Annotated in this window: 9 protein-coding genes; 6 read left to right on the top strand and 3 right to left on the bottom strand. The window is 72.5% G+C overall.

The genetic code is table 11. The features are described from left to right. The first annotated feature begins 284 nt into the window (after window positions 1–284). Window positions 285–4,202: a serine/threonine-protein kinase PknK gene (locus D7X99_RS01340; RefSeq protein WP_169826049.1), complete on the top strand. Its 3,918-nt coding sequence runs from the start codon at window positions 285–287 to the stop codon at window positions 4,200–4,202. 61 nt (window positions 4,203–4,263) lie between these two features. On the opposite strand, the gene D7X99_RS01335 is transcribed toward D7X99_RS01340, so the two are convergent. Together D7X99_RS01335 and D7X99_RS01330 are read right to left on the bottom strand one after the other, a co-directional pair. Beyond that, window positions 4,264–6,078, bottom strand: coding sequence for an OPT/YSL family transporter (locus tag D7X99_RS01335; RefSeq protein ID WP_121776098.1), 1,815 nt, complete (start codon window positions 6,076–6,078; stop codon window positions 4,264–4,266). After that, complete coding sequence (locus D7X99_RS01330; protein ID WP_169827979.1) at window positions 6,075–8,339, bottom strand: PAS domain S-box protein; 2,265 nt, start codon at window positions 8,337–8,339, stop codon at window positions 6,075–6,077. Before D7X99_RS01330 ends, D7X99_RS01335 begins: the two co-directional genes overlap by 4 nt. 262 nt (window positions 8,340–8,601) lie before the next feature. On the opposite strand from D7X99_RS01330, the gene D7X99_RS01325 reads away from it, so the two are divergent. From D7X99_RS01325 to D7X99_RS01315, 3 genes are all read left to right on the top strand, one after another. Continuing rightward, entirely contained in the window at window positions 8,602–9,990 is a 1,389-nt protein-coding gene (locus D7X99_RS01325) for a serine/threonine-protein kinase (protein ID WP_121776096.1), read from the top strand. Window positions 9,991–10,343: 353 nt separating this feature from the next. Continuing rightward, window positions 10,344–11,219: a hypothetical protein gene (locus D7X99_RS01320; protein WP_121776095.1), complete on the top strand. Its 876-nt coding sequence runs from the start codon at window positions 10,344–10,346 to the stop codon at window positions 11,217–11,219. Between the two features lie 314 nt (window positions 11,220–11,533). After that, a complete protein-coding gene (locus tag D7X99_RS01315; protein ID WP_121776094.1) occupies window positions 11,534–12,517 on the top strand; it encodes a sensor histidine kinase in 984 nt (327 codons plus the stop codon). A gap of 3 nt (window positions 12,518–12,520) precedes the next feature. Here the strand turns inward: D7X99_RS01315 and D7X99_RS01310 are convergent, their stop codons facing one another. After that, the gene (locus D7X99_RS01310; RefSeq protein ID WP_121776093.1) at window positions 12,521–13,231 is read right to left on the bottom strand and encodes a TetR/AcrR family transcriptional regulator; all 711 of its coding nucleotides are present in this window, start codon (window positions 13,229–13,231) and stop codon (window positions 12,521–12,523) included. Window positions 13,232–13,373: 142 nt separating this feature from the next. Here D7X99_RS01310 and D7X99_RS01305 point away from each other — a divergent pair, with 142 nt between their 5' ends. Both D7X99_RS01305 and D7X99_RS01300 read left to right on the top strand, forming a co-directional pair. Beyond that, complete coding sequence (locus tag D7X99_RS01305; RefSeq protein ID WP_121776174.1) at window positions 13,374–14,216, top strand: sterol desaturase family protein; 843 nt, start codon at window positions 13,374–13,376, stop codon at window positions 14,214–14,216. A gap of 128 nt (window positions 14,217–14,344) precedes the next feature. Further along, complete coding sequence (locus D7X99_RS01300; RefSeq protein WP_121776173.1) at window positions 14,345–15,838, top strand: FAD/NAD(P)-binding protein; 1,494 nt, start codon at window positions 14,345–14,347, stop codon at window positions 15,836–15,838. Window positions 15,839–15,908 lie beyond the last annotated feature (70 nt).

The raw sequence follows: 15,908 nt of genomic DNA, 5'->3' as shown, positions 1-15,908 counted from the left end.
GCAGCCGGTGCGCGGTCGACCCGCTGAGCCGTTGGCTGCCCCGGATGTCCGGTGTCGCGTGGTTCACAGGATGTGACGCCTGGAAGCCCTCCGGGCTTCTGACTGATGCTTCACGCGTCCGTTGAATGGCCGACCCCGGGGTTCGGAAATCACGGCGGCGCTGGCATAGAGTGGCGCTCGTGCCGCGCTGCCTCACATGCGGGCGGCGTTGGGAGGGCTCTCATGCGCCATGCCCGCCCGGCGTCTCGCCTCCCGTCGCTCCGCCATCCGATGCCTCGCTCGTCGTGCCCGACGTCCCGGGCTACCGCTGCGAGAAGGTCATCGCGCGCGGTGGCTTCGGCGTGCTGCTGGCCGCGCACAAGCGCTCCGCCGACGGCACCGAGGGTGAACGCATCGCGCTGAAGCTGGCGCGGCCCGGCATCGCGCTCGCGGAGGCGCAGCTGGCCCGCGAGGCGGAGGCCCTGCGCGTCATCGGGCCTCCCACCGTGCCCGCGCTCCATGCCGTGGGCACGCTGCCCGGCGGACAGCGCTTCGTCGACATGGAGTACGTGCCGCTGCCCACGCTCGCGGACTGGCTGGCCCGGGTGTCCGGGCCCATGTCGCCGCAGGAGTTCGGGCCTCGCGCCAACGCGCTCCTGGAGGCGGTGGCCGTCGTGCACGCGCACGGACTGGTGCACTGCGACCTCAAGCCCGAGCACGTCTTCCTGGACGACGCCCACAAGCGCGCCCGCGTCTTCGACTTCGGCCTGGTGCAGCGTCCGACCCCCGGCGTGCTCGCGGACGACGGCACCCCCGGCGACACGTCCTCCTTCGCCGGCACCGCCGAATACATGGCGCCCGAGCAGTGCGCCGGCCACGCGGTCCTGGACGCGCGCACGGACGTGTACGCGCTGGGCGTCATCCTCTACGAGCTCATCGCAGGCCGGCCGCCCTTCTTCGGCTCGCTCACGGAGGTGCTCCAGGCGCACCTGTCGCTGCGGCCCCCGCCTCCGTCGGAGTACGCCCCGGTGGCGCCGCCCGTGGAGGAGGTCGTGCTGCGCTGCCTGGCCAAGGAGCCCGCGCGCCGCCCCCGCGACGCCGCCGCCGTGGCCCAGGCCCTGCGCGCGGCGCTGGACCACGCGGGCCAGTCCTCCGTGCAGCCCGCGCCCCGGCTCACCCTGCTGCCCGAGGTCCGCCCCGCCCAGACGCGCCGCTCGGTGGCGGTGCTGTTCACCTTCTCGCGCGCCAACCCCGTGGCGATGCAGAAGGCCCTGGCCGCCTACGGAGGCCACATGGCCTTCGCGGAGGGCGAGCGCTTCGCGGGCGTCTTCGACCCGGACGTGGGAGAGAACCCCGTGCGCCGCGCGCTGCGGGCCGCCGAAGGACTGGCCGAGCGGGGACTCGCCCCGGTGTCCATCGTGGACGTGGCCAACGTCACCGTGCAGCGCCGCCGCGACGGCGCCCCCCGCTACCTGGGCGCCATCTTCGCGCGCGAGGACCGCTACCCCCACCTCGCGGAGCTGCGCGGGCTCCTGCTCTCCCCCGCCGCCGCGGAGGCCGTACCGGAGGTGCCTTGCGTGCCGGTGGCGGGACGGTCCGGGCTGATGCGCCCGGCGCCCTCGGGCGCCGCGCCCCGGCCGGACGCCACCGTGCTGCAGCTGGGCAGCGCGATGCTGGTGGGCCGCGACATGGAGCTGGAGCAGCTCCTGGAGAGCGCCCGGTCCGCGGTGTCGGACGCGGCGCCCACCATCGTCACCGTGCGCGGTGACCGGGGCCACGGCAAGAGCCACCTGTCCTCCACGCTGGGCCTGCGCCTGAGGGCCGCGCTGCCGCACGCGCGCGTCCACTCCCTGCGCGCGCGTGAGCCCGTGCAGGGCGACCCGGAAGGCACGCTGCGCACGCTCTTGCGCGTGGCGCTGCACGGCTTCGACCGCGACGACACCGACACGCAGGAGGACGGCCGCACCGCCATCCTCGACCGGCTGGGCACCCGGCTGGGCATGGAGCTGTGGCCGGGCGTGGCCGCGACGCTCGGGTGGTACGCGCCGGGCGGGCCAGAGCTGCACAGCTGGGCCGCGGCCCCGGGCGCGCTGCGCTCGCTGGCCATGCGCGCCACGGGCGAGCTGCTGGCGGCGCACGCCCGCGAACGGCCCCTGTGCCTCATCGTGGACGACGCGCACTTCGCGGAGGAGACGGCGCTGGACGCGCTGGAGTACGCGGCGCTCGCGGAGACGCGCGTGCCGCTGTGGATCTGCGTGCTGGTGCGCCCGGGCTTCGAGCAGAGCCGTCCGGCGTGGAGCGCCCGCGCCGCGCGCCAGTTGGACCTGCCCCTGTCCGGCCTGGCCCCGGGCGACGCGCATGCCCTGTGCCGCGCGCTGCTCAAGCCGGTGGAGAACGTGCCCGCGCAGGCGGTGGAGCGCATCATCGACCGCGCGCAGCGCGTGCCCCTGTTCCTGGTGGAGCTGGTGCGCGGCCTCAAGCGTCAGGGGCTGGTGCGGCAGCGCGCGCCGGGCGGCAACTGGTACCTCGTCACGGACGAGCTGGACCGCCTGCCGGAGCTGCGGCTGGTGGAGTGGCTGGCGGACCGCGAACTGGGCGCGCTGCCTCCGGCGCTCGCCGCGCATGCCCGGCTGTGCGCGCTGCTGGGCGCGACCTTCACCGGCACGGCGGCGGACGGCGTGGTGCGCGAGCTGGAGCGCGACGGGGCGGCGTCCCAGTTCCCGCTGGACATGGGGCATGCGACGCGGCGGCTCCTGGACCTGGGGCTGCTGGTGGAGCACCGCTCGGAGGGGCTGAGCTTCCGCAACGAGCTGGTGCGCGAGGCCGTGGTCGCGGGCCTGCCCGCGGAGGAGAAGGCGCGCATCCACCACGCCGCGTACCGCCACTACCTGAGCCCGGCGGGCGCGCAGGAGCGCCAGCGGCTGGCCCGGCTCGCGCTGCACGCCGCGTCGGGGGGCCTGCGCGATGAAGCGGCGGCGCTGACCATCGACCTGGCGGAGTCCGCGCGCGGCCGTCACGCGTACCTGGACGCGGAGGCCATGTACACGCGCGCCCTGGAGCTCATCGAGCCCGAGGACGAGCTGCGCAGGCTCACGGCGCTGCGCGGCCGGGGCCTGATGCGCTACCGCATCGGCCGGTACGAGGACTCGCTCACGGACTTCGCCATCGCGCGCGAGCGGGCGCGGAGCGTGGGGGATGCGCGCGCGGAGGTGGAGCTGCTGCTCGACGAGGCGGTGGCGCTCGACTGGGTGAACGACTACGCGCGCAGCGAGGCGCGGGTCCAGGAAGCGAAGCAGCTGACGGAGACGGTGACGTCGCCCTATGTGCAGGCGCGGCTCCTGCTGGCGCTGGGCCGCACGCAGTTCCGCAAGGGCGAATGGATGGACTCGCTCATGACCCTGGAGGCCGCGGCGGAGCGGGCGCGGAAGCTGGGAGACGCGGGCTACGAAACGCTGGTCGTCTCCCTGCTCCTGCTGGTGGCCATCCTCCCGAGCCTGGGCGACATCGACGCCGCGGAGCGGGTGCTGGACGAGCTCATCTGCGCGTGCACGGAGCGCGGAGACCGCTTCCACCTGGGCTCGGCCATCAACAACCGCCGCAACCTGAGGGTGGCGCGGCGCGACCTGACGAACGCGCTGAAGGACCAGGAGCGCTTCATGCAACTGGGGCGCGAGCTGGGCGTGGTGGGCTGGGAGTACTTCGCCGAGTACAACCTGGGCGAGCTGTACTACCAGGCGGGCGACGTGGAGGCGGCGGCGCCGCACATCGCGCGGGCCATCGTGCTGGAGCGCCGGCATCCGGAGGTGGCGCACCGGCCCTGGGCGCTGCTGCTCCAGGCGCGGGCCATGGCGTGGACGGACCGGCACGACCGGGCGCGAGACCTGCTGGAGCAGGTGCGGCAGGCGATGGCGACCAACCGGCACGGCGTGAACCTGAGCCCTTCGGAGGAGGTGCTCTTCTTGATGGTGGAGCTGGCCTCGAAGGACGCGACCGTGGAGGAGTGGCACGCCCTGCGCGAGCGCTCCGCCCAGGCCTCCGTGGAGCAGGAGCCGCTGGAGGTCCTGGAGATGATGGGACTCGCGGCCTGGCGCCGGGGCGACTTCGCGGAGGCGATGCTCGCGCTCGGAGAAGCGCTGGCGCGCGCGGCGCACATGCCGAACCTGATGGAGGACCGCATCCGCCGCTCGCTGGAGCGGGTGCGGGACCTCACGCCCGCGGCGTAGCGCGCGCCTCACCGAGGGGACGCGCCGTCAGCGGCGCATCCAGGGGCTCCAGGACCTGTCGCTACGCCGACCGCGAGAGCACCGTCGTCGCAGCGACGAAGAGTCCCATCAGCGATTCCCCCACCAGCGCTCCGGCACCCACCGAGGAGACGTGCGCGTCCGTCGTCTTCGGCCACTTCCGCGCGAGCATCACCATCCCCGCGCCCAGGCACAGCGTCACCGCGAAGTAGGCGGGAGTGATGAAGCCGATGCCCATCGCCACCGGCGACGGCAACCACCGCGAAGCCCGGCTCCTCGCGGCCAGCGTCGACAGCGCCCCCACCGTGAAGCCCACCAGCGCGGCCCAGCCCGCGTAGAGCGGCAAGCCCGCCAGGCCTCGCACGGACACCTCCGCCACCGCCCGGAACTGCGCCGCCGCGGGCACCGGCAACACAGCCGTCCCCAGTCCGTAGGTGTCCACCAGCAGCAGGTAGGCAGGCACCGCCACCACCGCGCCCACCGTCACGCCCACCAACTGCGCGGCGAGCTGCCTGGAGGCCGACGCCCCCAGCAGGTGCCCCGCCTTCAACGACCACAAGCTCACGCCCGTCTGCGCCGCCGCGCCCGCCACCACCGAACCCGCGGCCACGTTGGACGACAACTCTCCGGGCCGCACTCCGCCAAAGATGACCTGCGTGAGGTTCCCCACCTGGCCCACGGGCGACACGTCCGTCTGCCCCGCGCCTCGCGCGCACACCGCGCACAGCGGCACCAGCAGCGCGAGCACCACCAGCATCGACGGGACTCCCAGCCCGAAGAGCATCCCGCCCAGCACCACCGCCAGCACGCACGCCACCGCCGCCACGCCCAGGCTCCACCGGGGCAGCCCTCCCCGGCTCACGCCCACCGAACGCAGGTCCTTCACCGCGCCCAGGAAGTCCCGCGCCTGCGCCGCCAGCGACACCACCGCCCCGCCCACCATCAACCCCACGCCGGGCCATATCAGCCACGAGGACAGCGGTTCGTACCCCGAGCCCGCCACCAGGCCCGCGTCCAGGAGCCGCGACGCGAGCACGCCCCACGCCAGCCCCGACCCCAGCAGCATGCTCAACGCCAGCTGTGGGCCCGTCATCATCCCCACCGCCAGCAGCATGGGGCTCAGGCCCACGCCCCACGTCAGCGACTCCAGCGAGACGCCGCCCACGCGGCCCGGCAGCGCCACCATTCCCGGCAGCCAGCCGCGCGCATCGCGCATCCACGTGAGCGCCATCGCCACCACCCCGGCGCCCACCAGCGTCCGGCCCCGTCCCGTCCGCGTGCCTTGCGCTTCGGACGGCGTGGCCGCGTGCAGCGTGGAGATGAGCTCCGCGGTGGCGATTCCCGTGGGGAACGGCAGGGCCTCCTGCTCCAGCAGGCGCCGCCGCAACAAGCCCGCCACCAGCACGCCCACCACGCCCAGGACCAGGCCCCAGGCCGTGATGCCCCAGCCCGGCACCCCCGTGCCCAGCAGGGCCAGCGCCGGCATCGCGGCCAGCAGCCCTGCCGACGCGGGCATCGCGCCCACCGCCGCCGCGGCCGTCTGCGTGAGGTTGTTCTCCAGCGGCGTGTAGGGCACGCCCCGCCTGCGCCCATAGGGCGCCAGGGCACTGAAGCCCAACACCGCCGCGGCGATGGAGCCCGAGTCCCACAGGCCCGTCTTCAATCCCATGTAGAGGTTGGTGACGGCCAGCAGCGCGCCGATGAGCAGGCCCATCCCCAGCGACCGGGCCGTCCACTCCCGGCCCTCGGAGACCTCCGCCCCCGCGAACTCCCTCCCCACTGGCGCCACGGGCCCAGGAGCCTCCGGCCCCGCCGCGACCTCCGGAGGAGCGGCGGGGTGCCCGGAGGGAGCGCTCATCGAGACGCCTCCGCCGAGCGGCCGACCAGTTCGCGCAGCTGCGCCAGGTCCAACGGCTTGCTCAGCTTGAGGTTCGGCACGTCCCGCAGGAACGACGTCGTGCGCGGCGTGAACGCTCCGCCCGTCATGAACACCATGCGCCCCGCCTGCTCCGGCACCGAGCGCCCCAGCTCGAAGTACAGGTCCATGCCCGTCATCCCGGGCATCATCACGTCGCAGAGGATGAGGTCGAAGCGGCCGCCCTCGTTCACCAGCCGCAAGGCCGCCTGCGCGCTGTTCGCCGTGGACACCTCGTGCTCCGAGGCCAGCGAGCGCTGCAGCGCCACCGTCACGTTGGGCTCGTCATCCACCACCAGGATGCGCGCCCGCGCCCCCACCGGCGCCGTCGCGGACAGCCGCGGGTAGAGGTCCACCTCGTGCGCCGCCGAGCGCAGCACCACGCGGAAGGTGCTGCCCTGCCCCGGCGTGCTCTCCGCGTGGATGGAGCCGCCCATGGACTCCACGATGCCGTGGCAGATGGACAGCCCCAGCCCCGTGCCCACGCCCACCGCCTTGGTGGTGAAGAACGGATCGAAGATGCGCCCCAGCACCTCCGGCGTCATGCCCACGCCGGTGTCGCGCACCTCCACCACCACCTTGCCCGGCTCGCCCGGACGGATGATGGCGCGAATCTCATGCTCGGTGACGGAGGACGGATGCTCCGGAATGGCCTGCGCCGCGTTGAGCAGCAGGTTCAAGAACACCTGGCACAGCCGCGCCTCGCTCGCCTCCACCGCGGGGACGGGTTCAAACTCCGTCACGAGCCGCGCGCGGTGGCGGATGACGTTGTCCGCCATCTTGCACGCCAGCTCCACCGAGCGGCGCACGTCCACCGGCATGGGGCGCGACTCCTGCTCGCCGCGCGCGAACACCTTCAGGTCCCGCACGATGGTCGCGATGCGCTCCGCGCCCTCCGTCGTCTCGCGCACCAGCTGCTGGATGGAGGCCACCGGCTCGGACGGCGCGCCCTGCGCCTCCATCTTGTCCAGCCCCTCGCGGATGAGGTGCAGGTTCACCAGCATGTACGCCAGCGGGTTGTTGATTTCGTGCGCCACGCCCGCGCCCAGCGTGCCCACGCTGGCCAGCCGGTCCGCCACCACCAGGCGCGCCTGGAGCTGCCGGCGCTCGCTCAGGTCGCGGTGCACCATGATGTTCGCGATGATGCGCCCTTCCGCGTCGCGCAGCGGCACCACCACGGACTCGCAGACGCACGCCATGCCGTCCGAGCGCTTGAACTCCATCTCCCCGCTCCAGCGCCCGTACACCTCCAGCGCTGTGAGGACGGCGCCCGTCAGCCGGTCCGGCTCACCGGGGTGCAGCACGCTGAAGAGCGTCTGTCCCATGGCCTCCTTGCGGCTGCGGCCGAACATCCGCTCCGCGCTGGTGTTCCAGTCGATGACCCCGCCCGCCAGGTCCGTGATGACGACGCCGTCGGAGATGCTCTCGAAGATGAGCGCCTGACGGTGCAGCTCCTGCTCCGCCTGCTTGCGCGCGGTGATGTCCATCACCGTGCCCGTCACCCGCGCGGGCTGCCCTGACGCGTCCAGCAGCACGTCGCCCTTGCACGAAATCCAGCGGTAGCCGCTGCCCGCGGGCTCGATGCGGTACTCCACGTCCACCTGCGAGCGCTGCTGCAGCGCCGTGGCCAGCCCCGCGCGAAGCCTGGGCAGGTCCGCCGGGTGCACCACCTCCTCCAGGTCCATGGCGCGGCCGGACAGCTTGCCCACGGCCAGGCCCAGGAGCCGGTCCACGTGCTCGCTCCAGGTCACCTGCCCCGTCTTCGCGTTCCAGTCCCAGATGCCCACGCGCGCGGCGGACAGCGCCTGCCGCAGCTGCTCCTCGCGCTGCTCCAGCACCTCGCGCCGGGAGAAGCGGAACACCGTCACCGTGCCCACCTGGAGCCGGTCGCCCTCCTGCAGCTCCGCGGTGGACACCGGCAGGCCGTTGAGGAACGTGCCGTTGGTGGACTCCAGGTCCGTGACGAGGCACGCACCGTCCGACTTGCGCTGGATGCGCGCGTGCTTGCGCGACACCCCGTGGTCGTCGATGCGCACCTCCGCTTCCGACCCGCGCCCGATGACGTGCTCGCCCGGCTCCAACCGGTACGCCTTGCCGATGGCCGCCGGCGTCGTGGTGCTGATGAGGATGAGGCACGCCCCGGTCGAGGACGGGGCCGTCACCGACTGGCCCGCACAGGTCGTGAGCTCGTCCACCAACGTCATCATGTATGCAAGCCCCCTGGCGTCCCCCTGCGCTCGGGCTGGCAGTGTCCTCGCCGCCTGTCGTGCATGACGCCGCGCTCCGTTTGGGCCCGAAGTCCTGGCCCGGACCGCGACCATACCCCAACGGCTTCCAATGAACGTCCCCACCCCCTTCAGGACAGGGACCCTGACTCCTGGTGAACGACCAGGCAGGCAAGCAGGGCAGCCAACCCGGCACGGGCACTCGCGACCCACCCCGTGGATGGTAGGGTGCGGGGTATTCATGGCGGTGGATTCCGAGAGCACCTTCCGCATCCAGGCACGCGCGAACGCGAATACCTCGGACAAGGGGCACGACACACCCAGCCGTGCCGAGCGCGGGCCGGGCACCCTGGCGGGTGAATACGTCCTCAAGGCGATGCTGGCGGCTGGCGGCCACGGCAGCGTCTACGAGGCGGAGCACCGCATCCTGGGGCGGCACGCCGCGGTGAAGGTGCTGCACTCGCACCTGGCGGACCAGGGGGAGATGCTCCAGCGCTTCGTGCGCGAGGCGCGCGTCGTCAATCAGATCCACCACCCGAACATCGTGGACGTCTACGACTTCGGGCTGATGCCGGACGGCAGCCCCTACTACGTGATGGAGCTGCTCTCCGGGCGAACGCTGAGCCAGGTGGTGCAGGAGCGCGGGCGGCTGTCCGCGTCCCGCGCGCTGGCGTACCTGGAGCCCGTCTGCGGCGCGCTGGAGGCGGCGCACCGCGCGGGCGTCGTGCACCGGGACTTGAAGTCCAGCAACATCCTCGTCGTGGAGGAGGGGGAGAAGCCCCGGCTGAAGCTGTTGGACTTCGGCATCGCGAAGCTCATCCAGCAGGAGCCCGGGCAGGAGGGGCTCACCACCGCGGGACAGCGACTGGGCACCGCGCACGCGATGGCGCCCGAGCAGTTCCGCGGCGGCACCATCGGGCCGCCCACGGACGTGTACGCGCTGGGCGTGCTCCTGTATCAGCTGCTCACCGGCCGCTACCCCTTCCAGTCCGATGATCGCCTGGAGCTGGAGCGCATGCACCTGGAAGCCCCTCCTCCGCGCCCCAGCGTGAAGGCCCCGGTGTCCCCCGCCGTGGACGCGGTGGTGCTCCGGTGCCTGGACAAGGACGCCACCCGCCGCTACCCCAGCGTGAACGCCTTCCTCACCGCGCTGCGCGAAGCCACGGAAGAGCCCAATCAGGTGGAGAGCCAGACGCGGCTCGTGCTGGCCGTGAACGCGGAGGTGGTGCTCCCCGCCACGGACATGGACGACGACACCACCTACGCCGCGCTCGCCCACGTGATGGACACGCTGGAGCAGGGCCTGCGCGCGGAGCACTTCATCCTGGCGCTCCAGACGGGCACCGCGCTTCTGGGCGTGCGGCCCGTGGCAGCCGGCATCACTCCCGCGCTCGCCCTTCAGCCCCTGAGAGAACTGCAAGCCGAGGCGCAGCGTCTGGCCGAAGCCGTCCACGCCCGCGTCCACCTCTGCCTCCACCATGGTGAGGCGGAGACACGCGGCGACTCCGGCGAGGCCGAGGTGGTAGGCGGCCCGGTCACGCATGTGGCAACCTGGAACGTAAGGGACCCCGGTGGCTTCGCCATCACGCGTCCCGCGTCCCAGTACCTCGAAGCTCCTCCTCCGCAGTAGGCCGTCCCCGCCGTCCCCGCACTCCTCCTCCCCCGCGGCACCCCGCTTGAATCGTGTGGTCCCATGCCTTTCACCGGCACACGTCCGCCCCCGTGAGAATTAGACCCACACCATAATTTTTTGACGAAACCGTATTTATTTTAGATCCTGAATCCGTCACGATTCCCCTGTCTGACAGTTTCAGCACCTTTCTAGGTGAAAGCCTGGACTGCCTGACATTCTGGAAGCCGGTCCTCCGACTTCCCTCGAGCGGGAGCCCCTACATGCGCCTCACCCCTGCTTTTCGGCCTGGAAGTGGATGCAGCGAGTGGTGGAACCAAGTTGCCTCACGCCAACCCCTGAAGGCGGTGTTGATGACGGGGGCGTTGTTCGCCCTCGTGGGTTGCGGTGGCGCGATGCCGGAGGACGCGGCGCTGGAGGCCGATCCAACGTCGGTGGATCAGGCGCAGCAGGCGGACAACGGGCTGACCGTCAACGGCTTGACGGTCAACGGGCTCACCGTCAACGGACTGACGGTCAACGGGCTCACCGTCAACGGACTGAACACCGAGAGCTTCAACGCGTGGTTCAGCCAGAACGCGGACACGGCGCCGATGCTGATGGCGTACATCGTGAAGTGCTCGGTGCCTGAAGGGCAGACGCGCACCTTCCAGTCCACGTCATCCGGGGCGAAGTACACGTGGCAGGGCAGCCTGGGCCTGGCGCCGGGCTGGGCCACGGGCAAGGCCGCGACGGTGGCGGAGCAGCAGGCGGTGAGCGCGTGCCTGGCGGCGCACGCGAACAAGTACGGCCTGCACATCGCGCTGTCCGTGCTGGGCCGCACCGCGGAGGGCGCGGCGATTCCCTACTCCGCCGAGGAGCTGTCGCAGTTCAGCGCGAAGGAGGCGTGCTTCTTCGGCAACCTCTTCACCAACGAGGGCCTGTTCGCCGCGAGGGACCGGGACTTCAGCGCGGCGGAGAGCTCCACGCGCGCGTGCGGCCTGTCGCTGAAGGCGGACTCCTGCGCGCCCATCACCAACATTGGCAGCTGCGCGCAGTTCTGCACCAAGGGTGACCCGAGCCAGCCCTACTACACGCAGTGCACGTACAACGGGAAGACGTACCCGGCCATCACCACGCGCGTGAAGCCCACGGAGCTGTTCCGCTGCGGTGACGGCGTGTGCCAGTTCACCGAGCGCGCGGGCTCCGGCAACACGGCGGACAGCTGCCGCGCGGACTGCGGCGCCTGAAGCGGACGCAGCTGTTGAACCGGTGGTGAAGCGCGCTGGACATGGACGGCCCCGGCATCACCTCGGGCCGCGTGTCCAGAATCATCCGGGCGTGCGGTGAGTTCCTCCCGCGCGCCCGAATCCCCAGTGGAAAATCACAGCCGGGACGTGAAACCCAAGCGGTGTCCGCTCGACGTCATCACGTACTCGCGCACACCTTGCCGGGCACGGGGCGGCGGTGTTGGATGGACGTCCACAGGCCGTTCCCGAGAGCAGGGACCCCCGCCACGAGGAACGGTGACGGCCGCGGATGGACGTGGGTGGAGCGGGCCGCGATGACGTTACGAGCGAAGGTCGGGCGGTTGGCGGCGATGACGCGGCGGCGGGGCACGCTCCGCCAGGCCTTCGAGCGCCTGGGCCCCGGCTCCAACACCCGGTGCACCGAGGAGACGCCCTGCGCGGACAACCGGCTGCTGGAGGAGACGGTGCGCGAGCGCACCGCGGCGCTGGAGGCCGCCAACGCGAAGCTGTCCAGCAGCCTGGAGCAGCTGCACGCGACGCAGACCCAGCTGCTCTTCGCGGACCGGCTCATCGCGCTGGGGCGGATCGCGGCGGGCGTGGGCCATGAAATCAACAACCCGCTGGCCTTCATCCTGAGCAACCTGGAGTACATCCACCAGGAGCTGCAGCAGAAGGAGCGCCTGTCGGAGCAGGACCGGCAGGAGATCCTGGAGGCGCTGGCGGAGACGCGCGACGGCGCGGAGCGCATCCGGCTCATCGTGCGCGACCTGCAGACGCTGTCGCGCGCGGAGGACGTGGGCAGCGGGCCCGCGGAGCTGGCCGCGGTGGTGCGCACGGCGGCGAAGATGGCCATGCACGAGCTGCGGCACCGCGCGCGGCTGGTGGTGGAGTGCGACGGCGTGCCGCCGGTGCAGGGCAACGGCTCACGGTTGGGGCAGGTGTTCCTCAACCTGCTGCTCAACGCGGCGCAGTCCATTTCTCCGGGGAACGCGGAGGGCAACGAGGTGCGCGTGGTGGCGCGTCCCGGAGAGCCCGGTCACGTGCTGGTGGAGGTGCGCGACACCGGCTGCGGCATCGAGCCCGAGCACCGCGAGCGCATCTTCGACCCCTTCTTCACCACCAAGCCGCTGGGCGTGGGCACGGGGCTGGGGCTCGCGGTGTGCCATGGCATCGTCACCTCGCTGGGCGGCACGCTGACGATGGAGAGCGCGCCCGGCCGGGGCAGCGTCTTCCGCGTGTCCCTGCCGGTGGCGGGCGCCTTCGTGCAGCCGCAGCGCCCGCAGGCCGACTGGACTTGAGCTTCAGCCTCCGCCGGGCGGCTTCATCCCGAGAGCCCCCTGGAGCATCCCGCCGAGCACCTCGCGGAACCGTGCGTCCGACGCCGCGTCCGCCGGACGCCCCATCACGGGCAGCAGCACCTCCCGCGCGAGCAGGAACCACTGCGACGCGCACAGCGCCACGAGCAGCGTCATGTCCACCGTGTCGCGCGAGGGAGGCGGCGTGCCCTGCGCCTCCGCCACGCGGCCTGACTGGAACTCCAGCGCGTCCGCCAACAGCCGCAGGCCCTGCGCGCGCACGAGCGGCATGTGCTCGGCGCGGCCGGTGAGCAGCGCCCACGCCATCAGCCGGCTGTGCTGTCCCTGCTGGACCACGGTGAAGAAGCGCTCGAGCAGCGCGCCGGCGCTGGGAGGCGCGTCCGCCGCGAGAAGGTGCTCCCGGAAGGACGCAGCCAGCAATTCGTTGCGGCGCAGGAGCACCTCGCGCACCAGGGCCTCGTAGGTGCCGAAGTAGTGCGTGACGAGCGCGTGGCTCACCCCCGCCGCCTTCGCCACCGCCTGCAGCCCCACCTTGTCCGGCCCCTGCTCCACGAGCAGCGGCTCGGCGGCCTGGAGGATGGCGTCTCGCGCCTCCTCCGGGGTGCGCCGCTTCCGGGGCGCGGCGGGCTTCGCGGGGCGACGGGGAGCGGAGGGGCGCCGGGCCGGAGCCCGGCCCTGGGGACGCTTGGATGCCATCGCCGCGCATCCTAGCCCCCGCTTCGTCGTTCAACGCACCCATCGCTATTGTCAGGTTTGACAATAACTACGGACGGGCATTATCCATGGGGTGTCCGGGCATGAGTGGCCCGGGGGTGTGCTGGCCTTCGCGAGGTCCGTGATGCTGATGCTGCTGCCCGACAATCCGTCGCTGCCGATGGTGTTCCTGCTGGTCCTGCTCATCTCGGGGACGCTCAAGCTGCTGACGGTGGCGGGCGGCTGGGGGGTGTGGCGCACGCGGCTGGCGGAGCGCTTCCGGGTGTACCGGCGGGAGCTGTCGAAGGGGCAGCTGCGCAGCGAGGCGCTGGCGGCGGTGGGCGTGGTGCTGACGGACGCGGTGCTCATCGGGACGTTCCGGTACTTCAGCGGCCCCCTGATGGCGCCGTTCAGCCTGTCCACGGCGCTGTGGTCGTACGCGTGGATGTTCGTGGGCTTCGAGGTGTGGTTCTACGTGACGCACCGGCTGCTGCACCTGCCGCGCTTCTACCGCTTCCACGCGCAGCACCACGTGGCGCAGGTGACGGAGCCGCTCACCGCGCTGTCGTTCTCCGTGGTGGAGCGGGTGGTGCTGATGGGCGGCGGGCTCGGCCTGCACTTCGCGGCCATGCACGTGTTCCCGGGCACGCAGGTGGGAATCCTGGCCTACATGCTGACCAACTACGTCCTCAACGCGTTCGGGCACGGCAACACGGAGTGGCTGCCGAAGCGCTTCGTGACGTCCTGGGTGGGCCGCGTCTTCTTCACCCCCACGTTCCACGCGCTGCACCACGCGCGCTACCAGGGGCACTACGGCCTGTACACCGTGGTGATGGACCGGTGGCTGGGCACCGCGTTCGCCGACTATCCGCAGGTGCATGCGCGCGCCCGCGATGGCGAGGGGTTGACGCGCATCGGGGAGCGGCTGGCGGTCGCGCCCCCTGCCCCTTCCCTCCCCGCGGAGCCCGAGGCGCACCAGCCGGTTTGAGGTCCGCCGGGCCCCGCCGTCACGGGGTGGGCCCTTGGGGCCAGGGGCCGTGGGCCGACGGACAATCCGAGCGGGTGGCGACGCTCGGGAGGGATGGCATCCGGGGGGGCCGGACCTACAATCGCGCGGTGAACTCCCGGCAGGACGTGATCATCATCGGCGCGGGCGCCAGCGGAACGCTGCTCGCGGCCTGTCTCTTGCGGGGCGCCCGTTCGCCCCTGCGCGTGGCCCTCGTGGAGCGGGGGGAGCGCCTGGGCCGGGGGGTCGCGTACTCCACCACCAGCGCGCGTCACCTGCTCAACGTCCCGGCCGGCCGCATGAGCGCCTGGGTCGACGACCCGGAGCACTTCCTTCGCTGGCTTCGCGTGGAGGCGCCGGACACGCCGCCATCCGCGTTCGCCGAGCGCCGCCGCTACGGCCAGTATCTGGAGTCCGTGCTGAAGGACACCGCCGCGAAGGCCGCGCCGGGCGTCCAGTTGGAGACGCCGCGCGACGAGGTGACCGCGGTGGAGGACACGGCGGACGGCGTGAAGGTGACGCTCGCGAGCGGCCAGAGCCTGGAGGCGAAGGGCGCGGTGCTGGCGCTGGGCAACGCGATGCCCGCGGACCTGCGCGTGCCAGACGGCGGGCTGTACGCGAGCGCGCGCTATCACCGCTCGCCGTGGGTGCCCGGGGCGCTGGAGGGCGTCGGCTCCGGTGAGTCGGTGCTGCTCATCGGCACGGCGCTCACCATGGTGGACACGGTGCTGTCGCTGGGCGAGCGCGGTCACCAGGGCCCGGTGCACGCGCTGTCGCGCCATGGCCTGCTGCCGCACCCGCACCGCGCGCACGGCGCGAAGACGCCCGCGGCGGCGGAGCCCCTGCGCATCCGTGAGCTGTTGCGCTCGGTGCGCCGGGAGATGGACCGCTGTCGCGACGCGGAGACCGCCACGCAGGCCGCGTCCCCTTCCGCGGAGGGCGTGGTTCCGTTCAGCACGCTGCGCATCCGCGACGTGCTGCGCACGATGCGCCAGGAGGTCGACGCGCAGGCGGCGGCGGGCGCGGACTGGCGCGCGGCGGTGGACTCGCTGCGGCCGGTGACGACGCCGTTGTGGCAGCGGCTGTCGGAGCCGGAGCGGCGGCGGTTCCTGCGCCACCTGCGGGCGTACTGGGAGGTGCACCGCCACCGCATGGCGCCGGAGATCCACGACGTGATGGACGCGTGGCGGCGCGAGGGGCGGCTGACGCTCCACTCGGGCCGCGTGCTCCGCTTCGAGTTGGAGCCAGACGCGGTGGCGGTCCACCTGCGTCCCCGGGGTGAGCGCGAGCCCCAGGTGCTGCGCGTGCAGCACGTCATCAACTGCACCGGCCCCGAGTCGAACCCGGCCTCGCGCGGCCAGCCCGTCCTGCGCGGCCTGCTGGAGGCGGGACAGGCCCGCGCGGACTCGCTGGGCATGGGGCTGGCGACGGCGCCCGACGGCGAGGTGCTGGACGCGCGCGGACAGCCCTCCGCCCACCTCTTCACGCTGGGCCCGACGCGGCGCGGAGACCTGTGGGAAACCACAGCCGTACCTGAAATCCGTTCGCAGGCCCGCGACCTGGCGGAGCTCCTGCTGCGCCGGTTGAGCACGCCTGCCCGGTAGAGGACCTGACAGGCGCCATGACCTGGAGGTGAGGCTCCTGCTCGCCAGGCAACGTCGCGCTCCGTGGGAG

The sequence above is a fragment of the Corallococcus sp. AB032C genome (assembly GCF_003668935.1).
Taxonomy (GTDB): Bacteria; Myxococcota; Myxococcia; order Myxococcales; family Myxococcaceae; genus Corallococcus; species Corallococcus exiguus.
Note: the sequence above shows the minus strand (reverse complement) of the source record. Positions and strands in the feature narration are given on the sequence as shown.